This is a genomic window from Sorangium sp. So ce296, from assembly GCF_051529605.1.
Lineage (GTDB): Bacteria > Myxococcota_A > Polyangia > Polyangiales > Polyangiaceae > Sorangium > Sorangium cellulosum_D.
On the sequence record NZ_CP150325.1, the window covers coordinates 14,347,772 to 14,371,548 of the forward strand.

The window sequence follows — 23,777 nt, forward strand, 5'->3', positions numbered from 1 at the left end:
CCCCTGTCACACCCCCTGTGGCAGGGGACGATGTGACAGGGGGACGATGTGACAGCCAGCTCCCGCGCGAGGCCGCGGCGCGCTGGACGACACCGCGCTGCGCGACGCCGCTCCGGGCGACGGCGACGCCGATCAGAGCGACACCCGGCGCAGCCCGCCGCCCGCGGCCGGAAGGGGCGGGCGCTCGCGCGCCTCGGCGAGCCCCCCGGCGAACGCGTCGGTCACGAACACGCCCGCCCCGGTCGGCCCCGGCGCCCAGCGGCGCAGCCCCTCCGGCGCGGCCGCGTGCAGCAGGAGGCGCGGGAGGACCTCGGGGCTCGCGCCGGCCCGCGCGCCGAGCGCCGCCCAGAGCTCGAGGACCCAACCGAGCGCCCGATCCGGCGCGCGCTCGTACGGCGCGGGCAGCGTCGCGAGCAGCGCATCCGCGCTCTCGACCACGAGCGTCGCCCCGATCCGCAAGAGCGCCGCCCGCGCGGCCTGGAGCAGGCGCTCCACGTCGGCGAGCGCGTCGTCGCCGGCGTCGTCCGGCGCGGCCAGCCGGGCCTCGACGAGCAGCGCGGCGCTCGGGCCGTCGACGCCGCCGGACGCGGCCGCGGAGCCCCCGAGGCCCGGCGCGGCGACCGCCCCGCGCAGGGCCGCGAGCAGCTCGGAGACGCTCGCGTACCGGTCCGCCGGCTCCTTCGCGAGGCAGCGGCGCACCACGGCGTCGAACGCGGCCGACACCGGCGCGCGCTCGCTCGGGCGGGGCGGCGGCGCGCGCAGGTGCATCTCCTCGGTCTCGACCGCATCGGCGCCCTGGAACGGCAGCTCGGCCGTCACGAGCTGGTACGCGAGCAGGCCGACGGCATAGATGTCCGTGCGCGCGTCCACCGCGCCGCCGAGGATCTGCTCCGGCGCCATCGTGAGCGGCGTGCCGAGGATCACGCTGCTGCTCCGCTCGCCCCGCGCGCCGGGCGCCGGGTGGAGGAGCTTGGCGATGCCGAAATCGACGAGCTTGACGCCGCGCGCGCCGCCCCCGCCGACGGCAGGGCGGATCATGACGTTCTGGGCCTTCACGTCGCGGTGCACGACGCCGATCGCGTGCGCGGCCACGAGCGCGCCGCAGACCTCCTCGAGCAGCGCGACCGCCTCGGCCGGGGAGAGGGCGCCCCGCGCGCGCAGCTCGGCCGCGAGGGTCCGGCCGTCGACCCACTCCATCGCGATGTACGGCCGGCCGTCGTCGAGCGCGCCGACGCCGCGGACCTCGACGATCGACGGGTGCCTGAGCCGCGCGAGCACCTCGGCCTCCTGCTGGAAGCGCCGGAGCATCGCCGGCAAGAGCGACAGCTCCCGGTGGAGCACCTTCAGCGCGACCGCCGCGCCGCCCCCGATCGGCCAGGCGCGGTGCACGACGCCGAAGCCGCCCGCGAGGCGCACCTCGTCGAGCAGGTAGCCCCCGACCACCGCGCCCGCGGGGAGCGCGCCGCCGGCGACGGTCGTCTGCAGCTCCTCCGGACGGCCGGAGATGACGGCGGTCGCTTCGGGTTCAAGGGCGAGCTCGGCAGGCGTCAGCACGGCAACCTACCCCAGTATACTCGCGCCCCATGCGCTGCCCCGAGTGCCATCGCCGCCTCCCCGCGCGGGCCGGTGCCGCGTGCCCGGGGCATCCGCTGGCGAGGCCGCCGACGCGCGCCGCCGCCGAGGCGGTCGATCCGGAGCCGCCCCCGCAGGTCCCCGGGTTCCGCGTCGAACAGATGCTCGGGCAGGGCGGGTTCGCGCGCGTCTACGCGGCGACGCGCGAGGGCGACGGCCGCGCGGTGGCGCTCAAGGTGGCGCGGCTGCAGGACGACGGCCGGATCGCGCGCGAGGCCGCGGCGCTCGCCCGCCTCGCGCCGCCGGCGGCGCCCGCGCTGCTCGGCCGCGGCCGCGCCGCCGACCTGCGCCCGTTCCTCGCGCTGGAGCGGCTCGCGGGCAGCTCGCTCGCGTCGCGCCTCGCGGACCTGCCGGGCGCGGGCGCGATGCCGCCCGACGAGGCGGCCGGGCTCGCGCGCGCGATCGCGGCGGCCCTCGACGCGGTGCACGACGCGGGCCTCGTGCACCGCGATCTCAAGCCCGAGAACGTGTGGCTGCGGCCCGGGGGCGAGGTCGCGCTGATCGACTTCGGCCTCGCGGCGCCGGCGCGCGGCGCGGACGACGCCGAGGGCGCGGAGGGCGCGCTCGGCCCGGACCTGACGCGCACCGGCGCGATCCTCGGGACGGCGACGTACATGGCGCCGGAGCAGTGCCTCGGCGCAGGCGGCGTGGGCCCGCGGGCGGACGTCTATGCCCTCGGCGCGGTGATCTTCGAGCTGCTCACCGGCCGGCCGCCGTTCGTGGGCGAGGCGGCGGAGGTGCGGCAGGCCCACGTGGCGCGCCGGCCGGCTCCGCCCTCGTCGTTCGCGCGGCTCCCGCCGGCCGCCGACGAGGCCGTCCTCCGCTGCCTTGTGAAAGACCCCGAGGCCCGCCCGGCCCGCGCGGGCGACGTTGCCCGCGCGCTCGCGGCGGCGCTGGAGGCGCGCGCGGCGCCGCACGGCGGGCGCGCGGCGCCGTCCGGCGCGCTGGCCGAGAGCGCCGGCGCGCCGGACGAGAGCGCCGGCGCGCAAGCGCGCTCCCCCGGCCAGCGCCGGCCCGTGGCGCTGCTCGCCCTGCGCACGCGCGAGCGCGCCGGCGCGCTCGCCGCCGACGTCGCGCGCGCGGAAGGCGGCCTCCTGGCGCGCTTTCGCGGGGAGCACACGGTGCTCGCCTTCCCCGCCGCCGCGGACCCCGGCGAGGGGGTGCGCGCGGCGGTGCGCGCGGCCGCGCGCCTCGCCGCCGCCGGCCTGGCGACGCCGCCCCTCGTCGTCCACCTGGCGCCGCTCCGGGTGCGCGAAGGCACGCACGGCACCACGCTCGCGGGCGCCGCGCTGGAGGCCGCCGAGGCGTGGAGCGCCGAGGCGCATCGGGCCCGCCCGGAGGGCGCGGGCGCCGCGGCGCCGGCGCTGCTCACGGCCGAAGCGCAGGGCGCGCTCGCGGAGGGCCCGCGCGACGCGCCCGCCGACGGTCACGACCCACCCGCAGGCCCGAGCGACGCGCCCCCCGGCGAGCCCGCCGAGACCGCCCTGCGCGGCCGCGACGCCGCGCTCGCCGCGGCCCTCGCCGCCGCGACCGAGGCGCTCGCCGGCGGCGGGCCGGCGCTCGTCACCGTGCTCGGCGCGGAGGGACACGGCAAGACCCGCTTCCTCGGCGCGCTCGCGGCCGCGCTCCGCCAGGGCGGCGCGATCGTGCACGCCGCCGCCGCGCCGGGGCCGGAGGCGGCCGAGCGCGGCGCGACCCTCGCCGCGCTCCTCCGGGCGGCCCTCGGCCTCCCGGAGGGCGGCGCGCTCGACGCGACCGTCGGCGCGGCGCTCGCCCGCCGCCTGGGCGCGCCGGAGGCCGCCCGCGCGTGGCCGGCCGTTGGGCTCGCCTTCGGGCGGCTCGACGGCCGGGATCCCGCGGCCGCGCCCCTGCTGGAGGCGGCGGGCGCGCGCCGCCACGCCGAGGCCCGGGCGCTCGCGGCCGCCCTCGCCGCCGCCGCGCCGCTCGCGCTGCTGCTCGACGACGCCGACCGCGCGGACGCGGCCGCGCTCGACGCGCTCGAGCTGGCCACCGCGGAGGGCAGCCCGGCGCGCCTCGCGATCGTGCTCGCGGCCCGGCCCACGATCGCGTCGCTCCGCCCGGGGCTGGGCGAGCGCGCCGCCCGCCGCCTCGCGCTCGAGCTCGGGCCCCTCGACGCCGAGGCCGCGGGCGCGGTGCTCCAGGATCGCCTGCGGCCGGTGGAGTTCGTCCCGCGCGCCGTGCTCGATCACCTGCGCGCGCTCTCGCGCGGCGTCCCGCGCGATCTCGTGGAGGTCGCCTGCGCCCTGCGCGTCGGCGGCGCGATCCGGCGCGCCCGGGGCGGCGAGGGCTGGACCCTCGCGCCGGACGAGCTGCTCTCGCTCTCCGCCGCGCCGCTCGGCGAGCTCCTGGCCGCGCGCGCGATCGCGGCGCTGCCGCCGCCGCTCGTGGACCTGCTCGAGCGCGCGGCGGTCCTCGGCGACGACCTCTCCCCGGCCGAGCTCGAGGCCGCCCTCGACGCCCCGGGCGCGCCCCCGCCGGCCGGCGCGCTGGACCCGGGCGTCGGCCTCGCGCGCCTCGCGCGGGCCGGCGTGCTCGTCGCGCTGCCGACGTCGCCGCCGCGGTACGCCTTCCGGCACCCGCTCCTGCGCGAGGCCGTCGAGGCGCGCATCCCGCCCGCCCGCCGCCGCGCGCTGCACGCCGCCGTCCTCCGGCGCCTCGCCGGCGCGCCGCCCGCCGCGGGGTCGCGCGCCCGGATCGCCCGCCACGCCGCGGCCGCCGGCGAGGCGGCCGCCGCGGCGGCGGCGCACGCCGCGCTCGCGGCGGAGGCGCTCGCCCGGCACGACGTCGTCGAGGCCGAGCAGCGCTTCACCGCGGCCCTGCGCCTCTTCGACGGCGGCGACGCCGCGGCCCGCGGCCGGGCGCTCGCGGGCCGCGGCCGGGCGCGCTACCGCCTGCAGCGCTTCGGCGAGTCGCTCGCCGATCTGCGCGCCGCGCGGGCGCTCGCCGAGGCCGCCGGCGACCGCGGCCGCGCGGCCGAGCTCCTGCTCGAGGAGGCGACCGCGCTCGACTGGCTCGAGGACTTCCCCGCCTCGGCGGCGGCGGCGGCGCGCGCGGCGCAGCTCTGCGCGGGCCTCGGGGACGCGCGCCTCGACGCGCGCTGCCTGCTCGCGAGCGGCCGCTCGGACTGCCGCGGCCAGCGCGTCGACGACGGGATCCCCAAGCTGGAGCGGGCCGCCCGCGGCGCGCTCGCCCTCGGCGACCACGAGGCGCACGTCATCGCGCGGCTCTTGCTCGTCGGCGCGCTCTCGGTGGCCGGCCGCCTCGACGAGGCCGAGCGCCACGGCGAGGCCGTCACCCGGGCCTGCCTGCGCGCCGGCGACGTCTTCCACCTCTGCACGGCGTACATCAACCGGCTCTTCATGTCGGTGAAGCGGCGCGACGAAGGCCGCGCGCTCGAGGACCAGCGGGAGGCGGTCCGCCTCGCGCGCGAGCTCGGCCACGCCCAGCTCGAGCGCATGGCCACGCTGAACCTGTCCGAGCTGCGCTACTGGATGGGCGCGCTGGACGAGGCCCTCCCCCTCGCGCGCCGGTGCCTCGACCTCCAGCGGCGCTACGTCAACCAGCGCCCTTCGCCGGACGACGCCCTGCTCCTCGCCCGCATCCAGCTCGCCCGCGGCGAGCACGAGGAGGCGGCCCGGCACCTGGCCGAGGCCCGCGCGAGCCTCCCCGAAGCCGAGCTCACCCCCTGTGCCCGGACGCTGGCATGCCTGGTGCAACAGACCCTGGACGACCGGGCAGCCGGTCGGTTCGACGCAGCGGCGTGGCGCGCGCTCGTGGAGGAGGCGCGGCGCACCGCGATCCTTCATGAGCACGCCGAGGCGTTGCACGGCGCGGTCCTCTCGGCCCTCCGGGCGGGCGCCGCCGGCGAGGCGCGCGTGTTCCTGGAGGAGGCGAGGTCGATCTCGGCGGGGTTCTGGGAGCGGCGGTTCGACGAGCTCGAGCGCGCGCTCCTCGCGCTGAGGGCGAACGTCGGCGCGTGAACCGGTCAGCCGGCTTGCCCGAGCGCAGAAAGGAACCTGACCGCGTGAAGATCTACCGGACTCCTGGGTTGTTCGTGTTCTGTCTCGGGCTCTCGATCGCCGGCGCCGGCGCGGGCTGCGTCGTCGGCGACGGCGCAGCCTCCTTCGACGCGCCGCCGGTCTCGGTGCGGGCGGCCGGCACCGGGTCGTCCACCACCGGGCCGGCCACCACCGGGCCGGCCGGCGATCTGTTGGGGACGTGGGTGGACGCGGTGCAGGGCGTGTACGGCAACGGCCTCTCCGCCGCGGCGCTCACCCGCAACGCGCTGATCACGAACATCCGGGCCAACCCGGTCATGGTGAGCGTCCCGCTCGCGACCGAGAGCTACGCCGACGAGGGCGGCGAGCCCGAGCTCCGCTTCCAGCTGCGCCACGAGCCCACGCGCGAGGTGATGCGCTATCTCGTCTCCTGCGCCCTGGAGGAGGGACAGAGCGTCTCGTACACCGACACGTCGACGGGCGAGGAATACACGTTTCCCGGCGAGATCGGGATATGCCCCCAGTGGGCCGAGGGCGGGATCGGGGCGAAGTGCCGGCAGCTCCTCACGGCGTGCATGCTGTCGCGGGTGAACGCCCTGGGCCGCCATGTGACCCTCTCGATGCGAGGCCAGGCGTTTCAGGAGGATCGGCCAAAGCTCCTCACGCCGGCGCCGTCCGTGCGCGTGGTGACCGTCACGGAGGACGGCGACCCCATCCCGAGCTTCGCGCGGTGCACGACAGAGACATCCGGCGCGTCGCGCGATTGCGGCTGGACGCCCGGGCACATCGGGACCTGCACCCCGGGCTCGTACGTGTACATCGGCGTCGGCGGCGAGCCCCTGGGCGACTGCGAGGCCGACCCGTCGAGCGCCGCGGGGCTGCCCCAGGGCGACACGGTGGTCCGCGTCTGCAGCGGCATCCGCGGCTGCGACAACGGCTCACCCGATCATATCGAGCCGAGCGAGGTGCGCTGCAGCGGCCGCAGCGAGCCGGCGCTCCATTTCCGCTGCCCTGTCAGCGGCCATTTCAGCGTCATGAACGGCCCGCGGACGAGCGGCGGCGGCGGCGCCCCGGGGCTGGGGAAGGTCCTGGGCCCGGCGCTCCAGAATCACAAGCGCTTCAGCGTCACGAGCCACGTGCAGCCGCTCCCACCGCCGCCGCCCGGCGCCGTCTCCATCATCGAGGCGTCGTTCAAGCCCGCGGAGTACCCCGCGCCGGAGGCGCGCGTCTTCCGCTGGCGCGAGGGCGCGTTCTACGGGAGCTTCTGGGGGAACAAACCGCTCCACCACCGGCTCGAGGAGGGGATGAACGAGGTGACGGAAGACGGCGAGTTCCATGGCGCTCCTGGCTCCGGGGAGTCCATCTTTCGACACGCCTTCGCCTGCACGGGCGAATACTGGACCGAGCAAGCTGCCTACGTGGAGGCCCGCCTCTGCGCCGGCGCCGGGGAGGACAAGGACTGCGTCGCGACCTCGGTCGGCGCCTGCGGCGATGCGCATTCCTTCACCGACTGTCCGCCGCTCGACCAGTGCTCCGTCGCCGACGGGGGGCGCGTGGAGGGCGACGGCGATTTCCAGCAGTGCAAGGGCCTCCTCGGGGCCATCTGGCGCCATCCGATCACGGTCTATCTCAACCACCCGTCGGACGTCATCCGGGCATCCCCGTTTGCGCGGATGGTCTCCGGCGCGCTGTACGTCGACGCGCCGCTCTGTCCTGATCCGGAGGACGCCCCGTGACGCGCTCAGCCGTCCCGGTAGTCCGCGGGCTCGATGCCGTAGCGCGCGATCCAGCGGTGGATCTGCGTCCGCCCCTTGCCCATCGCCCTCGCCACCGCGCTGATGTTGCCCCGGTGCTCGCGGAGGAGGCGGATCAGCGCCTCGCGCCGCGCCCCGTCCTCCGCGGCGGGCCGCGGCCGCTCGCTCGGCGGGGCCTCGGGCCTCGAGGCCTCGGGCGGGAGGCTGCTGCGCGAGACGACGACGGGCGGCGGCAGGTGATCGAGCTCCACCCTGCCGCTGCCCGCGAGCACGATCGCGGTCGCCAGGCACTTCTCCAGCTCCCGGACGTTGAGCCGCCACTCGCGCAGGAGGAGCACGCGCGCCGCCTCGCAGCTCAGGGAGATCTCCCCGGCCCGGTCCGGGGCGGCGCGGCGGAGCAGGGCGGCGATCAGCAGGCCGAGGTCCTCCCGGCGCTTTCGCAGGGGCGGCAGCTCGAGCACGAAGCCCGACAGGCGCGCGAAGAGATCGCCGCGGAAATCGCCGCGCTCCACCATCACCGGGAGGTCGCGGTGCGTGGCCACGACCACGCGCAGGTCGACCTTCACCGGGCGCGTCGCGCCGACGGCGACGACCTCCGACTCCTGGAGCACGCGCAGGAACGCGGTCTGCGACGCCGCGGGCAGGTCGCCGATCTCGTCGAGGAAGAGCGTGCCCCTGTCGGCGGCGCGGATGAGGCCCGGCCGGTCCTCGGCGGCGCCCGAGAAGGCGCCCTTCTTGTGGCCGAACAGCTCGGACTCGATGAGGCTCGCGGGCAGCGCGCCGCAGTTGATGGCGACGAACGGGCCGGGCCGGCCCGAGAGCGCGTGGACGGCGCGCGAGACGACCTCCTTGCCGGTGCCGCTCTCGCCCTGCAGGACGACCGGGATGTTCGCCGGCGCGACGGCCCGGAGCGCGGCGAAGCGCTCGGCCAGCGCGGGCGCGAAGGTGGCGAGCCCGAACGGCTGATCCGGCGCCGACGCCGCCTCGCAGAGCGCCTCGCCGGGCGCGGCGACCTCGCGGAACAGAAAGAACGTATGCCCGAGCTCGATCAGGTCCCCTTCGGAGAGGAGCGCGCTCCGCTGCGGCACGCCGTTCACGAAGGTGCCGTTCGTCGAGCCGAGATCCTCCAGGCGCAGCCGGCCGCCCTCGCGCGTGATCCGCGCGTGCCGCGACGACACCCAGCCGTCCTCGAGGCGCACGTCGAGCAGCGCCCGCTCCCCCTCGGTCCGCCGGTCGATCGAGCGCACCGGGCCCCGCCCGAACCGCACCTCGTCGACCCCGTCGACCGGGAGCCGCGCGGGCGCGTCCAGCGGCCGCTGGCACTGCAGGACGAGGAACAGGAACGGCCGCGGCTCGGCGCCCGAGCCGGCGCGCCGCTGGGTGCGGACCAGCGTGGTCGGCTCGTCGCGCGCCGCGCTCATGCGGCCTGCCCCGGGGAGGGCGCGGCCGGAGGAGGCGCCGGGAGTTCGACGTGAGCCTGCATGCTGCAGGCCCACGATCTACCACGCCCCGGCCGGCGGCGGCCGACGACGTGATCGCCGCCGCCGCGCGCCGTCATGCCGGCCTCGCGGCGACACGGCGGCTCGGCGCGATCAGCGGTAGGGCCCATGCGGGCCGGGCGCCGCGAGCGCGGCGACGATGGCGATGGCGCGCTCGATCCGGTCGCGCCCCGTCTCGAGCTCGCCGAACACCACCGTGACGGCGGCCTCGTCGCCCAGGATCGCCGCCGGGCGCAGCGCGACGATCTCGCGCTGCAGCTCGTCGCCGAGGCGCCGCGCCAGCCGGTCCGGCGCGTCGGCCTGCACCTCGTAAGCGATGGGAAAGGGCTCGTCGCCGCGCGGGCGTGGCGCCCCCTTCGCCGCGGCGCGCCTGGCCCGGCGCCTCGCGGCGAACCGCTCCGAGGGGGACGCGGCGCGGGCGGCGCGCACCTGGGTGCCGAACGGGCCCTTCTTCCCGTCCCGCCCGAACTCGACGGTCACGCGCCGGCCGCGGTGCTCGAGCTCGATGGTCACCTCGCCCTCGGACGAGATGGAGCCGGCGCCGGGCGAGAGGCGCCCGCCGAGCTCGTGCGCCAGCGCCCGCAGCTCCTTCGTCAGCGCCCGCCCGCGGCCGGCGAGGAGCGCGGCGGCGCGGATGGCGCTCGCGAGCTTCTCGGCGTCGTCCTCCAGCCCGGCGCGGACGGCGGTGAGCCGGTGCGACTCGAGCGTGACCTGGTAGTCCGTGGCCGCGCGGAGCGCCGCGCGCAGCTCCGGGGTGAGCCACCAGCGCGCGAGCGTCGCGCTGCTCGCCTTCACGACGAAGGCGCCGTCCTCTGCCCGATCGCCCACGTCCACGCGCCTCGCCCGGAAGGCCCCGCCGCTTGCGCCGCCGAGCCGCTGCTCGTTGACGCGGAGCCTGAGGCCCGACGGGTTCCGCGCGGTGCTCGTGATGCGCGTGCGGTAGCGCACGGCGAGCACGTCGTCGTGATCGATGTCGTGGTCGACGAGCAGCGCGACGTTCTCGAGCACGACGGAGATCTGCATCCGCGGGTCGCCCAACTGGCTCGGGCCCGACCTGAACTGCCCCCCGACGAGGGCCGCGGCGCGCTGCCAGATGGGCCGGGCGAGCCGCCAGCGGACCTCGGCTGCCCGCCTCGCCTCCCCTCGCGCCCCCGCGAAGCACCTCGCGAGCCCCGCGATTCCCGAGATGATCATCAGGAAGAAGACGGGCTCCATCCCCGGACATCCTATCCTCCCGGGCGGGCGCGCGCCCCTGCGTGCGCGTCGCTCAGCCGCGCGAGCGCCCCCGCGGCATCAGGAGGCCGCTGGGGTCCCCCTCGCCGACCACCCCCGCCTCGTGCATCGAGCGCAGCGTGGCGACGATCTCCGGCGGGACGACCGGTCCGCCCGGCCCGTAGTACGGCGGCAGCGGCCGCAGCGGCTCCGGGAGGATCTCGGCGACCTGCGCGCCGATGGCCGCGCGCGACGCCGCGTGCCCCTCGCGCTCGGCCGCCTCGCGCAGCGCCCGCGCGAAATCCGCCGCGGTCGGCCAGCGCGCGTCGCGATCGCGCTCGACCGCCCGCGCCACGGCGGCCGTGACCGCCGGCCCCACGCCCTCGCGCTCGCTCGAGAGCGGCGGCACCTCGCGCTCCAGCACGGCGTGCAGGATCGACAGCATGCTGCTGCCGATGAACAGCCGCCTGCCCGCCAGCACCTCCCACGCCACGACCCCGAGGGAGAACACGTCCGAGCGCCGATCCAGCGGCCGCGCGTGCGCCTGCTCGGGCGAGAGGTAGCTCAGCTTCCCCTTCACCGTCCCGGTCTTCGTCCGCGTCGTGCGGCGCAGGGCGTACGCGAGCCCGAGATCGCAGATGGACGCCCGCCCGTCCACGCCGACGAGGACGTTCGACGGCGAGATGTCCCGGTGGATCACCTGGAGCAGCTCCCCCGAGCTGTCGCGCGCCTCGTGCGCCGCGTGCAGCCCTTCGGCCGCCTGCGCGATGAGCTCGAGCGCGTCGCCGATCTCGATCATCTCCGGCGGCCGCGTGAGGTGCTTCAGGGTCACCCCCACCACGAGCTCCATCACGAGGTAGGGCGCGCCCCCCTCGTCGAGACCGCAATCGAGGATCGGCACGAAATTCGGGCTCGCGATGCGCGACGCGATGCCCGCCTCGTCGAAGAGCATCGCCGCGTACCCCGATTCGGACCGCAGATCGGCGCGGATTCGCTTCACCGCGACGAGCGGCTCGCGCGGGGCAGCCGCGCCGCCCGGTCCCTCGCCGCCCGGTCCCTCGCCGCCCGGGCCCGCCGCGCGGGCGCGACGGGCGATGAAGACCTCGGCCATGCCGCCCACGGCCAGCTGCAGCAGCAGCTCGTAGGGACCGACAGTGCCCAGACCAGACGACTCCATGCTCGATACTCTGGACGGCCAGGTATCACGTCAATGGAAATCCATCAACCCGGCCATTTTACGTTACGCGCCGCCGTCGCGTGACGCGTTGTCGAGCGTTGCGCGTTTTTCTCTGCTTCTCTGCGTCCCTGGTTCCCTGGTTCCCTGCTTCCCTGCCGCCCTCACGCCGGGCCGCGGGCGAGCGCCTCGCCGGCTTCGCGCTCGGGCTCGCCGCCCAGCTCGACGTGCTCGGCAAGGACCCGCTCGTCGGTCTCGCCCACCGAGCGCAGCCACCGCGCGGCCGCGCGGTGGCCGGCGGCGCGATCGCCGTCGGTGAGCATCCCGTAGGCGGCGTCGCGCACGAGGGCGTGGCGGAACGTGAGCTCCTCGTGCCCCGGGTAGCGCGACACGCCCCGCCGGGCGACGAGTTCCTCCGAGAGCAGGCCCTTCAACCAGCGATCGAGCGCCTCGGCCGACGTGCCGGCGCCGAGCAGCTGCCGCACCCCGTCGGGCCAGAAGCTCCCGCCGAACAGGCTCGCCGCGCGCAGCGTGCGCCTCGCCTCGGCCGGCAGCGCCTCGATCCGCGTGTGCATCAGCGCCACCACCGTGGGCGGCAGGTCGCTCCGGCCCTCGGCCCGCGCGCGCATCAGCTCCTCGAGGAAGAACGGGTGGCCGTCCGCGTGCTCGACCAGCCGCGCCACCTCGGACGGCGCGAGCTCGTCGCCGAACACGCTGCGGACGAGCCGCTCGGCCGCCCGCGGGCTCAGCGCGCCGAGCTTGATGTGCTGCACGCCGCGCGCCGCCCACAGCCCGGGGAACGTCTCCATCACGCTGTGGCGCGCGAAGCCGAGCACGAGCAGCGGGCGATCCGCGAGCGAGAGGAGCGCCTCGTCCAGCACCGACACCGAGGCGTGATCGCTCCAGTGCATGTCCTCGAGCACCGCCACCACCGGCCCCTCGGCGCACCGCGCGGCGAGCCAGTCGAGCACGGCGCGGCGCGCCTGCTCGCCCAGGAAGACCGCGTCCCCCCGCGCGCCGTCGAGCTCGGGATCCGGATCGTCGAACGGCGTGCCCGCGATCTCGCCGAGGAAGAACGCGATGCGCCGCGCCTCCGCGGCCGGCACGGCGCGCGCCACGTGCTCGCGGATCTTGCCGCGCCGCGCCTCGATCGCCTCGCCGGGCAGGCAGCCCGCGGCCGCGAGGACGATCTCGCCCAGCATGCCGAACGGCGCCCCCGCGCCGATCGGGTCGCCGCGGGCCACGTAGACCGACGCGCGCGCGTCGGCCTCGCGCACCGCGCGGACGAGCTCGCAGCGCAGGCGCGTCTTGCCGATGCCCGCCTCGCCGAGCACCAGCGCGGCGCGCGCCACGGGCTCGTCGGCGCTCTGCTCGTAGAGGCCGCGCAGCATCGCGAGCTCGCGGTCGCGCCCGACGAACGCGGTGACGCGCCCGAGGAGCGTGCGCTCCGGCTCCGTGCCGTCGCGCTCGCCCTTCAGCAGGAACGAGGGGCCGTCGCCGATCACCTCGAAGCGCGGGGCCGCGAGCCCCGCCGTGACCTCGTCGATGCGCACGTCGGCCCCGGCCTCGCGCAGCCGGGCGACCGCGCGGTCGATCACGTCGCCCGCGGGCAGGCGCTCGCCCACCTGCGCCCGGCCGGTGGCGAGCGCGACCGGGCGCCCGGGCAGGCGCGCCTTCATCGCGAGGGCGCACTGCGCGGCGCGCGCCGCGAGGTCGAAGGCGACCATCGTGCCCGAGCCGCCGCGGCCGGTGAACGCCTCGTCGGTCTGCGAGGACAGGAGCACCATCCGCGTGCCGCCCGCGAGCCGCACCCGATCGCCGCCGAACGCCTCGGCGACGTCCGCGACGACGCGCTCGACGCCGCGATCGCTCGCCGGCTCGGGGTCCGCAGCGCCCAGGTCGACGAGGACGACGCTGATGAGCCGCCGCTCGTCGCCCGTGACCGACGCCGGCGCGCCGTCCCCGCCCTCGCCGGGCGCGTGCGCGAGGAGGGTGCGCGTCTCCGCGAGCGCGGCCGCGGCCGCGCGGCCGTCCGCGGGGCGGGCGGACGGGTCCTTCGCCAGGAGGCGCGCGACGAGCTCGTCGATGGCCGGCGGCACGTCGGGGCGCCGTTCGGCGAGGCGCGGCGCCTCCTCGAGGAGGATGCGGCACATCTCGGCGAGCGGGTCGTCGGCCGCGAAGGGGCGCTGCCCGGCGAGGCTCTCGAAGAGCAGCACCCCGAGCGCGAAGACGTCGGCGCGCGCGTCGACCTCGGCGTCGCCGCGCGCCTGCTCGGGCGCGACGTAGCCGAGCGAGCCGACGAGCGAGCTGGCCTCCGTGACGAGGGTGGTCGACGCCGCCGCCCGCGCGACGCCGAAGTCGAGCAGGACGACGCCGTCGACCCTGCCGTCGCGGAGGAGCACGTTGCTCGGCTTGAGGTCGCGGTGGGTGATCCCGAGCGCGTGCACGGCGGCGAGCGCGTCGGCGATCTGGTGCGCGACGAGCAGCGCGTCGGCGACGGGGAGCGGCCCCTCGCCGAGGCGCGCGTCGAGCGTGACGCCGTCGAGCCACTCCATCGCGAGCCACAGGGCGCCGTCGTCGCTCGTGCCGTGGGCGATGTGCTGGACGATGAGCGGGTGCTGCACGGCCTCGAGCAGGCGCGCCTCGCGCCGGAAGCGGGCCGCGAGCTCCGGGGGCGCGACCTTGAGCGCCACGGCCCGGCCGGTGAGCTGGTCGGTCGCCCGGTAGACCGTGCCCATCCCGCCGGCGCCGGCAAGGCGGTGCACCTCGAACCGGCCTGCGACCAGCGTGCCCTCGCGCATATGGCGAGAGCTTATCCGAGAGCACCTGCCACGTCCGCGGCCTACGCGCTCGGTGGTGACGGTTCGGGGTGTTTGTTGTACGCTGTGCGCGTAGACGCCCGGAGGACCGCGCTTCGCGCACAGGACGCCTTCTCGGGTCGGCGGCTCGGCGGATTGGAGAGGCACCCCCCGATGAACCCCGGACAGCAGGTGACGAGCACGCTCAGGCTGGCGCGGGAGCTCGGCAAGGGGGCGATGGGGAGCGTGTGGGTGGCCGATCACCTCGCGCTCGGGACGCAGGTGGCGGTGAAGTTCATGTCGCCGGCCTACGCGGACCAGAGCGGCTTCGTCGAGCGCTTCCGGCGGGAGGCGATGGCGGCCGCGCAGATCAAGAGCCCGCACGTCGCGCAGGTCTTCGATCACGGGGTCACGCCGGACGGCGTGCCGTACATCGTGATGGAGCTGCTCGAGGGAGAGGACCTGAAGAGCCGCATGCAGCGGCTGGGCGCGCTGCCGCCGGTCGAGGTCGCGGCGATCGTGGCGCAGACGGCGAAGGCGCTCGGGCGGGCGCACCAGCTCGGGATCGTCCACCGCGACGTCAAGCCGGACAACATCTTCCTGCTCGACGTCGAGGGCGAGCTGTTCGTGAAGGTGGTCGATTTCGGGGTGGCGAAGCGGGTCCAGGGCGCGCCGCAGGGCGATCTCGGCATGACGTCGACCGGGAGCATGCTCGGCACGCCGCTCTACATGAGCCCCGAGCAGCTGCTCAGCGCGAAGCACGTCGACTTCCGCGCGGATCTCTGGGGTCTCGCGGTGGTCGCCTACCACGCGCTCACCGGGCAGGTGCCGTTCCGGGGCGAGACGCTGGGCGCGCTGTCGGTCGTGCTCCACACCGGGATCTTCGCGCCGCCGAGCGCGATCCGGCCGGAGCTCTCGCCGGCGATCGACGCCTGGATGAAGCGGGCGCTGGCGCTCGATCCGGCGGCGCGCTTCGCGTCGGCGCGGCAGATGGCGGAGGCGCTGGAGCACGCGGTCCTCGGCCTCGCGCGCACGCCGTTCACGAGCGAGCCGTCGTCCAGCGGGGACCGGGCGAGCCACGGGGGCGCGCCCGGGAGCGGGTCGCAGCCGGTGCTGTTCGGGGCGCCGGCGCCGGTGCCGCCTCCGCCGGGCGCGCGGCTCTCGACGACCGGCACGCCGTCGTCGGCGCCGGGCGCGCGGCTGTCGAGCACGGGCACGCCGGGGCGGACGCTCGCCGGCATGGCGACCTCGGGGATGGACGGGCCCCGCAAATGGGCGCCGGCCATCCTGGCGGGGGCGCTCGCCGCGGGGGCGGCCCTGTCGGTGGTCGTGTTCCTGGTGGCGAGGCCGTCGTCCAGCGTGGAGGAGTCTTCGCCCTCGGCCGACCCGGCGCCCCGGCAGGCGGCGTCGGGCGCAGCGCAGCCGGCTGGGCCCGCTGCGCAGGGGGGCGCCGTGGCGCCGGGGCAGATCGCGCCGGCGGACCCCGCGGCGGAGGCCGCGGTCGAGCCCGCGAAGGCGGACACGGCCGAGGCCGCGGCGGGCGCTCAGGCGGCCCAGCCGGCCGCGGCGGGCGCTCGGCCGGCCGCGGCGGGCGCCGAGTCGTCCCAGCCGGGCGCGGCAGGACCCCGGACCGGCGCGACCGCGGCCGGGAAGCCGGGCGCGACCGCAGCGCCGCGCGGCGCCGCGGACGGCCGCGGCCGGGCCGCGACCGCGGGCCGCCCGGCGGCGACGAAGCCGCCACCCGCGCCGCTCGAGGACACGATCGGCTTCTGAGGCGACCTCCGCGCTGCCGCGCTCCAGCCGCCCCAGGCGTTCCACGAACGCCGGCGCGTGCGGCCGGACCGGCCGGACGAGACCTCCTGTCACGGCCTTCTCGCGCCGTTCGCTTTCAAAGTTGGAATACCGCGCAATGCAGGCGAAAGTTGCCATCAGAAGGCGAGGCACGGCGGGCCCAGTGCGACATCCCGCCTCGCTCGGCCAGGGTCCAGGGGCGGCAAATATCGAAGCAATCGCACGGCTGCGTGAGAATTCCGAATTGGCATGGTCCGTGCGGTATCCGTCGCGGGGGCCCGGAGCGGGGACGCGCTCACGCGAAGGAGGTCTCTCATGGCGAAGCTCGTAATTGGCCTGGTGCAGACGCGCGACGAGGCGGAAGCCGCGGCGGAACGCATCATCGACTGCGGCTACACGCGACAGGACGTCAGCCTGCTGATGACCGACGCCACGCGCCACAGGTGCTTCAGGGTTCCGGACGGAACCCCGCCGGCGCACACGTTCGGCGCCGCCATCGCCATGAGCGCCGTGGTTCCCGACCTCGGATTTGTGGTGGCGGGCCCGCTCGCCGCCGTGGTGGCGACCGCGGTCGGCGCCGGGATCACCGGCGGACTGCGCGAGATCCTCATCTCCGCAGGCGTCCCGAAGCAATGGGCGGAACGCTACGAAAAGGGCGTCAAGCAGGGCGGGATCCTCGTGAGCGTATTCGCCCACGGCGAACGCGACGTGGGCGTGCTCCACATGGTCCTTGACGACCCCAGCATGTACCCGGTCCGCCCCGCCATCACCGGGCGCCAGGCGTACGACACCTATCTCTGATCGGCGCGAGCACACGCACCGAGGCGCCCCACGCCGCAGGCGCGGGGCGCGGCGACCCTCACCATCGTTTCAATAGAAATTCGCGTGGCAAAGCGCCCCACCCCAGGGAAGCGGGCTCAGGCGCACGACCTATCCATCGAATGGAAACGCGCGTCGCGAAGCGCCTCAGCGGAGGTGGTGAGTCGGCGACGACATCGTTCTCCCACCGTCCTGTTCGACCGTTCAATGCCGGACGCCCGGCCGCCCACGCGTCGGCTCAGCCCCCGAGCGACCTGAGGCGCGCGCGCAGCATCAGCGCCCCGATGAGGTCTTCCTCCGCGTCGCTCCGGCGCGACCAGCCCAGCGCGAGGTAACGCAGGAGCTCGCCGAACGTCGGACCGGCGGGCGCCGCGCTCGTGCCGCCGCGGACGACCCAGAGCGCCTCGCCGTCGGCGCCGAGCGCGAGGATCGCCCGCTGGGCCGCGCCGCCGCCGAGCGCCGAGCCCGAGAGCCGCGCGATCGGGTAGAGCTGCCGCGCCGCCGCCGCGCCCCAGCCGGCCTCGCGCTCGTGGCCGCGGAGCTCGTCCTCGTGCAGGAAGCGCAGCGTGCCCTCGACGGCGCCGATCGCGAGCTCCCGGTAGAGATCCTCCGGATCCGCCGGATCGGCCCAGTCGTAGGCGCGCGCGAACGCCGCGTACGTCGCCGGCGGGGCGACGCCGCGGACGGGCGGCGGGGGCTCCGCCTTCGCGCCGCGGCCGTCCTCGCGCCGGAGCACCCGGTTGAGCCGCTTCACCTCCGCGGCGATCGACCCCGGCCCCGGCTCGACGAGGTGCACGGCGACCCGGCGCTCGGGCGCGAAGAGGCCGCCCATGAGCGCGCCGAGCACCGGCGCCCCCAGCTCGGCCGCGAGGAACGTGGAGCCGCGGTGCGGCCGGATCGCGCGATCCGTCGCGTCGCGCTCCTCCTGGGCGGTCGCGGTCTCCGGCAGGTCGACATCGACGGCGACGAGGTCGCTCCGGTCGGGCGTCTCCACGCCGGCCTCGAGGCCGTCCTCCCCTTCCCGCACGAAGTGGCGGACGAACCCGCTCGCCTCGAAGCGCCAGCCGTCGTCGTGGACGACCTCCTCCGAGAACACGAGCGCGAAGATCGTCGCGCCCGCGTGGCCGAGCCCTTCGGCCGCGTCGAGCACGGCGACGGGCGGGGAGAGCTCGTCCTCGAAGAGCTCGGCGAGGTGGTCGAGCTCGTCGCCGCCGCCCGCGGGCTCGCCGCTCGCGTAGAACGCGGCGGCGTAGCCGGGCACGCCCGGGAGCGGCGCGACGAACAGGCGCGGCGAGGCGACGTCCCAGCCGCCGAGCGCCACGGCAAAGCCCTGGGACAGCGCGCGGTCCGGGATCTCGGCGGGTCGAAAGAGGAGCGCAGCGAACGTGGTGGCCATGGGGCGCCCAGGGTAGCCCATCGGCCGCCCGTGGCCGGTGTCCGGCGCGCGCTGCGCGCCTTCGGGGCCGCCGCCCGCTCGAGCGCTCCGGGGCGCGGGCCGGCGCGGGCACGGTCCCCGGGGAGACGCCGAGTCCCCCCGATCGGGCGCCTGCCGGGAGATCACGAAGAAGCTCCGGAGCGAGGAGCCGCCGCCGCGCGCGCCCGCCGGCGGGTCTCCCGCGCGGCCTCGCGGCCTTGGACGCGGCGCGGCGCATCGGGTAGAGGACCGCCATGCTCGGCTCCGCCACCCTGTCCGTCGGTGCGATCGCCCCTGACTTCACCCTGCAGTCGCAGAAGCGAGAGGCGGTGAAGCTCTCGGATTTCCGGGGCAAGAAGGCCGTCGTCCTCTTTTTCTACCCCAAGGACGACACCCCGATATGCACCGCGGAGTCGTGCGCTTTCCGCGATCGTTACGACGCGTTCGCGGAGGCCGGCGCCGAGGTCATCGGGGTGAGCGCCGACTCGGAGGGATCCCACGAGCAGTTCGCGCAGAAGCACCGCCTGCCCATGACGCTGCTCAGCGACCCCGGCGGGCAGATCGCGGCGCGCTATGGCGTCAAGCCGCTCTTGGGGCTCCTCCCGGGCCGCGTGACGTTCGTCATCGATCGCGAGGGGGTCGTTCGACATGTCTTTTCTTCCCAGCTCCGCGCGGCGAGGCACGTCGAGGAGGCGCTCGCCGTCGTGAAGCGGATCGAGGCCTCCGGCCGCGGTTGATGGGCGCCGGGGGCGGCGCGCGAACTCCCCCCTTCGTCCGTCGTTGACGCCCTGGAGAGGGGCGTTATGGACCTCCACGGCGGGGCCATCGCACGCCTCGGCCGGGGGAGGCGACGATGGATCATCACTCGTGGACGACAGCGACGCTGGCGGCCGACGCGACCGGTGTCGCCCGGCCGGGGACCGCGGCGGGCGCGCTCTCGCTGCGCCGGGTCGTGCTCTCGACCGGCGGCGTCGGCTATTTCGAGTACGAGGCGCGCGTGCGCGGCGACGCCGAGCTCCGGCTCGAGGTGCGGCTCGATCAGGTCGACGATGTCCTGAAGAGCATCGTCGTCTATGACGATCGCGGCGTGACCGGGAACATCACGCTTCCCGGGAGGGAGCCGCTGCGCGACCTGTTCCGCGAGCTCCCGTTCGACGAGGGAGCGCTGGAGTCCGAGGCCGCCCTGCTGAACGCCCTGCGCGGCGCCGAGGTGCGGACCCGCGGGCCCGAGGGGATCGTCTCCGGGCGGATCGTCGCGGTCACGGCGGCGCAGGTGGCGCTGCCGGGCGGCGGCTCGGAGAACCGGCACTGGCTCGCGCTGATGTCACGCGGCGCGCTGAGGCAGGTCGTCCTGGAGGAGCTCGAGAGCGTGGAGCTCGCCGAGGAGCGGCTGCGGCAGCAGGTCAGCGCGGCGCTGCTCGGGCTCTCGAGCCGGCGCCAGCGCAACCGCCGCGAGCTCGTCGTGCGCACGGCCGGAGAGGGCGAGCGGGTGGTCCGGGTGGCCTACGTCATCGAGGTGCCGCTCTGGAAGACCTCGTATCGGCTCACCGTGCCAGAGGACGCGCAGGCCAAGACCGGCGCGCTCTCCGGGTGGGCCATCGTGGAGAACCAGAGCGGCGGCGACTGGGAGAACGTGGATTTCACCCTGGTGTCGGGCAACCCGGTGACGTTCCGCCAGGCGCTCTACGAGATCTACTACGTGTCCCGCCCGGAGGTGCCCGTCGACGTCGCCGAGCGCGTGTTGCCGCGGCTCGACGATGGCGCCGCGGCGCTCGCGGCCAGGGCGGCGCGGCACGCGGGCTATCAAGGCCTCGCGGGCCCCGCCGGGGCCCCCGCGCCCGCCGAGAAGGGCGTGGTCGAGGAGAAGGCCCAGGATCGCGCGCCGGAGCGCAAGGAGGCGGCGACGCAGGTCGTGTTCCACTTCCCGGCGCCCCTCACGATCGCGAGCGGGCAGACGGCGCTCCTCCCGATCGTCGATCGCGAGATCCCGGCGGAGCGCGTGGGGCTCTACCAGCGGGAGGCGAGCGCGCATCGGCCGCTCGCCTCGGTGCGGCTGCGGAACGACGGCGACACGAGCCTGCCGCCCGGCGCGATGACGGTCTACGAGCGCTCCGCCGGGGGGGTCGTCACCTACGTGGGCGACGCCCGGCTCGCGGCGCTGCCGCCGGGCGAGTCGCGGCTCGTGAGCTTCGCCGTGGACCTGAAGGTGCGCATCGACCGCGAGGAGCGGGCCGAGGAGGCGATCTCCCGCGCGAGGATCCAGGGCGGCGTGCTGGAGCTCGTCCGGACCGCCCGCAAGGTGACGGTCTACACGATCGTGGGCGCCGCGCGCGAGCCGCGCGTCGTGCTCATCGAGCACCCGCGCCTCGCCGGCTGGGAGCTCGCCGAGCCCAAGGAGGGCGTCGAGACGACGCGCGACCGTTACCGCATCCGGCGGGAGGTGGCCGCGGGCGAGACGGCGCGGCTCACGGTCGCGCTGGAGCACCCGGTCTCGCACACGATCGCGCTCACGAGCCTCACCAGCGAGCAGATCGAGGTGTACCTGTCCTCGCGCGAGATCCCCGAGGCGCTGCGCGCCGTGTTCGCGCGGATCGCGGAGCTCAGGGCGGCGGTCGAAGCCCAGCGGCGCGCGCTCTCGGCGCTGGAGGCCGAGCTCGCGGCGCTGCGCGGCGAGCAGGAGCGCGTGCGCGAGAACCTCAAGGTCGTGCCCGCGGGGAGCGCGCTCCAGGAGCGCTACCTCAGGGCGCTGAGCGAGCAGGAAGACCGGATCGCCGCGGTATCGGCGAAGCTCCCGGGCGCGCGGGAGGCGGTGGCCAGCGCGGAGCGGGCGCTCGCCGACTACGTGCGCGGCCTGTCGCTCGCGCCCTAGGGCTGCCCGGCCGCGGGCCCGACGAAGCGCGGCCCGCGCTGCTCCCGGGCGCGATGACGATCTCCCTCCCGTCGCGCAGCGACATGACGAGCTCGCCCTCGAGGACGAGCTGCTCGTCACAGGCACCGCACAAATTTCGGCCCACCCCCAACGAGCGGTGAGTAACTGCACGATGACGGGCGCGATGACCGGCGCGATGACCGGCGCGATGACGGGCGCAGACGACGGCATGACGCCATCCAATCGCGCGATGTTCCGTCTCCACGACAGATGTACTGCACAGCAGCACGGAGAGCACGAGCTCCATCTTGATTCCCGTATAGCCGCCGCGCGCGCTTCAGGATAGAACAGAGGGTCTTAAGGAGTCATCGACATGAAGAGAAGCGTGAATGCAATGCTCTCCCTGTCCGCTGCCGCCGCTCTGCTCTGCCTCGGCGCGCCCGCCGACGCGACGACGGCCGTCCTGCTCTCGCGCGAGGAGCTCGTGCGCAAGTCAGCGACCGTCGCGCGCGTGACCGTCGGCAAGTCCTACACGACGGAGTCCGACGACGGGAGATCGATCGTGACCCGCACCGAGCTCACGGTCATTCAGCCGCTCAAGGGCGGCGCGAACAACGGCGGTCCGAAGGTGATCGTGCTGGAGCAGATCGGCGGCACCTACAAAGGCAAGACGCAGCGCGTGCTCGGCGACGCCAGCCTCTCGCAGGGCGAGGACGCGGTGGTCTTCCTGCGCCCCGGCGACAAGGGGCGATGGCACTTCACGGCGCTCGCGATGTCCGTCTATCACGTGGACATGAAGGGCCTGGCGCGGCGCAGCCTCGAGGGGCTGCACCTCGTCCGGCGGAACGGCGGCGCGCTGGTGCCCACGCAGGCGCCCGCCGAGGAGGTCGAGCCCGTCGAGAGCCTCATGACGGACGTGGTCCGCCTCGCGGGAGTGAAGTGAGGTGAGGCGCCGCGTCGCCCTCGCCGCCGCCTTCGGCGCCCTCTCGTCCCTCGCCGCCGCTGGCGAGGCCGCCGCGTGGACGCCGCTCGACCCCAGCACCCCCCGCTGGGGCCAGCTGCCCGTCGGCTACTACATCAACCAGTCGACGATCCCGGGCCCGATCGCCGGCATCGCCGTCTCCCGGATCCAGGCCGGGTTCGAGGCGTGGTCGAGCGTGGGGTGTACGGAGTGGGGGGTCACCCTCCTCGGCGACACCAACGATCGTTACGACCACAGAGACGGCAAGAGCGTGTTCCACTGGATCAGCGACTCCTGGCCGGCATCGCTCGGCGACGTCAACTCGGTCATCGGCGTCACGACGCCGGCCTGGGGTTTCGGCAACGCCATCGTGGACGCCGACATGGTCTTCAACAACGTCGGGTTCTGCTGGAACGACACCGGCAACGACGGATGTGTCGACACGCAGTCGATCGCCACGCACGAAGAGGGACACTTCCTCGGCCTCGGCCACTCCGACGCGCGGGGCGCGACGATGACCGCGTACTACGTCGCAGGCGCGTCGATCCGCTCCCTCGAGGACGACGACATCGATGGCGTGTGCGCCCTGTACCCCATCGGCGGGACCGCGGCCGCGAGCTCCGCGAGCGCCACGAGCGGCGGCGGCAGCGAGTGCAACAGCTGCTCCAACGACTCGCTCACGGGCGTGTGCAGGGCGCGGTACGACGCGTGCGGCGCGTCGCGCCCGTGCCGGGAATTCGCCGGCTGTTACTCCGAGTGCGTGGACGACGCGTGCGCGCAGCGCTGCGTGGACGACCATGCGGAGGGCGCCAGCATCTACGTCCGTATCATCGAGTGCATCTGCGGCGAGTGCTCGGCGGAGTGCTCCACCGAGTGCGCCGGCGTCGACGGGGGCGACGGCGGTGGCGGCGGCGAAGGCGGCGGCGACGGCGGCGCGAGCGCGAGCAGCACGTCGACCTCCTCGGCCGGCGGCGCATCGACCACGAGCGCGACGGCGAGCTCGTCGGTCGCCTCGAGCAGCGCCTCGGGCAGCGGCGTGGGCGGCGGAGGCTCGTCGCCCGACGACACGCCGACGGGCGACGACGGGGAGTCCGGCGGCGACTCCGGGTGCTCGTGCTCGACGAACGGCCGCTCGGCCGATCTCGGGGGGGTCATGCTCCTCGGCGTGCTCGGCGCGCTGGCCTCGCGACGGCGCCGGCGCTGAGCGCTCGCCCGCGGGCATTCCGGGGGACCGCCGGCCGCCGCCCCGGCGCGGGCACCGGCCGCCCGGCGGGCCCCGGCCCGGCGCGCGGCGCGCGTCGATGATCGTCCCGACGCGACGCCGCCGCTCGCGCCGCCCGAGGACCGCAGACCGACCGTGGACGCGGCGACACGGCCGCGGCCACCCAACCCCGCAAAACTGACGTAGGGCGCGCACGTCGCGCGCAAGACGGTGTGCCGAGATGGCCGCGCGCTGGCCGGCCATCCCGGCCGTCCGGGCGGCCATCCGGGCCGTCCTGGCGGCCACACCGCGGGTCGACGACGGGCCGCGCAGCCGCGTGGCCCGCGATACGCCGGGCACGGCAGTAGGCCGGGATTTTGCAATCTCTCCACCCGGCTCCCGAGGCTCGCGGGACGAACAAGGCGAGCTCGGTACAAGTCTTGGCCCACGCATGTGCGCCGATGTAGGCAAACGTGGGAAGAGGTCATTGTGCGAACCCAGGGCATCACGGTACTACTGACACTGCTTGGCGTTGCGGCCTCTGGCTGCAGCAGTCACCCGGACACCGAGGGAAGGGACGCTCGAAACGGCGAGATTCGCGAGCTTTCCGGGGCCGGGGGGATGTCCGAACCCC

Annotated in this window: 14 protein-coding genes; 8 read left to right on the top strand and 6 right to left on the bottom strand. The window is 75.9% G+C overall.

Annotated elements, in window-relative coordinates:
* Positions 1–132: 132 nt before the first annotated feature.
* Positions 133–1,554 carry a serine/threonine-protein kinase gene (locus tag WME98_RS52955; RefSeq protein WP_437949143.1) on the bottom strand — a complete coding sequence of 474 codons (1,422 nt, stop codon included), beginning with the start codon at positions 1,552–1,554 and terminating at the stop codon, positions 133–135.
* Positions 1,555–1,583: 29 nt separating this feature from the next.
* Here WME98_RS52955 and WME98_RS52960 point away from each other — a divergent pair, with 29 nt between their 5' ends.
* Together WME98_RS52960 and WME98_RS52965 are read left to right on the top strand one after the other, a co-directional pair.
* Complete coding sequence (locus WME98_RS52960) at positions 1,584–5,633, top strand: protein kinase domain-containing protein (RefSeq protein WP_437949144.1); 4,050 nt, start codon at positions 1,584–1,586, stop codon at positions 5,631–5,633.
* Between the two features lie 44 nt (positions 5,634–5,677).
* Positions 5,678–7,387 (top strand): hypothetical protein, encoded by a 1,710-nt coding sequence (locus tag WME98_RS52965; protein WP_437949145.1) that lies wholly within the window; start codon positions 5,678–5,680, stop codon positions 7,385–7,387.
* A gap of 5 nt (positions 7,388–7,392) precedes the next feature.
* Here WME98_RS52965 and WME98_RS52970 read toward each other — a convergent pair whose 3' ends face one another.
* From WME98_RS52970 to WME98_RS52985, 4 genes are all read right to left on the bottom strand, one after another.
* A complete protein-coding gene (locus WME98_RS52970) occupies positions 7,393–8,826 on the bottom strand; it encodes a sigma 54-interacting transcriptional regulator (RefSeq protein WP_437949146.1) in 1,434 nt (477 codons plus the stop codon).
* A gap of 171 nt (positions 8,827–8,997) precedes the next feature.
* Positions 8,998–10,119 carry a hypothetical protein gene (locus WME98_RS52975; protein WP_437949147.1) on the bottom strand — a complete coding sequence of 374 codons (1,122 nt, stop codon included), beginning with the start codon at positions 10,117–10,119 and terminating at the stop codon, positions 8,998–9,000.
* A 52-nt stretch (positions 10,120–10,171) separates the two neighbouring features.
* On the bottom strand, positions 10,172–11,293 hold the full coding sequence (locus WME98_RS52980) for a serine/threonine-protein kinase (protein ID WP_437949148.1): 1,122 nt from the start codon (positions 11,291–11,293) through the stop codon (positions 10,172–10,174).
* Between the two features lie 161 nt (positions 11,294–11,454).
* Entirely contained in the window at positions 11,455–14,091 is a 2,637-nt protein-coding gene (locus tag WME98_RS52985; protein WP_437949149.1) for a protein kinase domain-containing protein, read from the bottom strand.
* A gap of 171 nt (positions 14,092–14,262) precedes the next feature.
* Here WME98_RS52985 and WME98_RS52990 point away from each other — a divergent pair, with 171 nt between their 5' ends.
* Together WME98_RS52990 and WME98_RS52995 are read left to right on the top strand one after the other, a co-directional pair.
* Complete coding sequence (locus WME98_RS52990; RefSeq protein WP_437949150.1) at positions 14,263–15,861, top strand: serine/threonine-protein kinase; 1,599 nt, start codon at positions 14,263–14,265, stop codon at positions 15,859–15,861.
* A 333-nt stretch (positions 15,862–16,194) separates the two neighbouring features.
* On the top strand, positions 16,195–16,680 hold the full coding sequence (locus WME98_RS52995) for a hypothetical protein (protein ID WP_437949151.1): 486 nt from the start codon (positions 16,195–16,197) through the stop codon (positions 16,678–16,680).
* A 256-nt stretch (positions 16,681–16,936) separates the two neighbouring features.
* Here WME98_RS52995 and WME98_RS53000 read toward each other — a convergent pair whose 3' ends face one another.
* Positions 16,937–18,094 (bottom strand): hypothetical protein, encoded by a 1,158-nt coding sequence (locus tag WME98_RS53000; protein ID WP_437949152.1) that lies wholly within the window; start codon positions 18,092–18,094, stop codon positions 16,937–16,939.
* Positions 18,095–18,366: 272 nt separating this feature from the next.
* Between WME98_RS53000 and WME98_RS53005 the strand changes: the two genes are divergently transcribed.
* The 4 genes from WME98_RS53005 (at position 18,367) to WME98_RS53020 (ending at position 23,146) form a co-directional block, all read left to right on the top strand.
* On the top strand, positions 18,367–18,849 hold the full coding sequence (locus WME98_RS53005) for a peroxiredoxin (protein WP_061624854.1): 483 nt from the start codon (positions 18,367–18,369) through the stop codon (positions 18,847–18,849).
* Positions 18,850–18,965: 116 nt separating this feature from the next.
* On the top strand, positions 18,966–20,981 hold the full coding sequence (locus tag WME98_RS53010) for a DUF4139 domain-containing protein (RefSeq protein WP_437949153.1): 2,016 nt from the start codon (positions 18,966–18,968) through the stop codon (positions 20,979–20,981).
* A 373-nt stretch (positions 20,982–21,354) separates the two neighbouring features.
* Complete coding sequence (locus tag WME98_RS53015; RefSeq protein ID WP_437949154.1) at positions 21,355–21,924, top strand: hypothetical protein; 570 nt, start codon at positions 21,355–21,357, stop codon at positions 21,922–21,924.
* A 1-nt stretch (position 21,925) separates the two neighbouring features.
* On the top strand, positions 21,926–23,146 hold the full coding sequence (locus tag WME98_RS53020; protein WP_437949155.1) for a matrixin family metalloprotease: 1,221 nt from the start codon (positions 21,926–21,928) through the stop codon (positions 23,144–23,146).
* Positions 23,147–23,777 lie beyond the last annotated feature (631 nt).

Excerpts from the sequence above, each read along its gene's own strand:
- WME98_RS53005 (WP_061624854.1), top strand. The coding sequence starts at position 18,367 with ATGCTCGGCTCCGCCACCCTGTCCGTCGGTGCGATCGCCCCTGACTTC.
- WME98_RS52975 (WP_437949147.1), bottom strand. The coding sequence starts at position 10,119 with ATGGAGCCCGTCTTCTTCCTGATGATCATCTCGGGAATCGCGGGGCTC.
- WME98_RS52980 (WP_437949148.1), bottom strand. The coding sequence starts at position 11,293 with ATGGAGTCGTCTGGTCTGGGCACTGTCGGTCCCTACGAGCTGCTGCTG.
- WME98_RS53000 (WP_437949152.1), bottom strand. The coding sequence starts at position 18,094 with ATGGCCACCACGTTCGCTGCGCTCCTCTTTCGACCCGCCGAGATCCCG.
- WME98_RS52995 (WP_437949151.1), top strand. The coding sequence starts at position 16,195 with ATGGCGAAGCTCGTAATTGGCCTGGTGCAGACGCGCGACGAGGCGGAA.
- WME98_RS53010 (WP_437949153.1), top strand. The coding sequence starts at position 18,966 with ATGGATCATCACTCGTGGACGACAGCGACGCTGGCGGCCGACGCGACC.
- WME98_RS52985 (WP_437949149.1), bottom strand. The coding sequence starts at position 14,091 with ATGCGCGAGGGCACGCTGGTCGCAGGCCGGTTCGAGGTGCACCGCCTT.
- WME98_RS52990 (WP_437949150.1), top strand. The coding sequence starts at position 14,263 with ATGAACCCCGGACAGCAGGTGACGAGCACGCTCAGGCTGGCGCGGGAG.
- WME98_RS52970 (WP_437949146.1), bottom strand. The coding sequence starts at position 8,826 with ATGAGCGCGGCGCGCGACGAGCCGACCACGCTGGTCCGCACCCAGCGG.
- WME98_RS53015 (WP_437949154.1), top strand. The coding sequence starts at position 21,355 with ATGAAGAGAAGCGTGAATGCAATGCTCTCCCTGTCCGCTGCCGCCGCT.
- WME98_RS52960 (WP_437949144.1), top strand. The coding sequence starts at position 1,584 with ATGCGCTGCCCCGAGTGCCATCGCCGCCTCCCCGCGCGGGCCGGTGCC.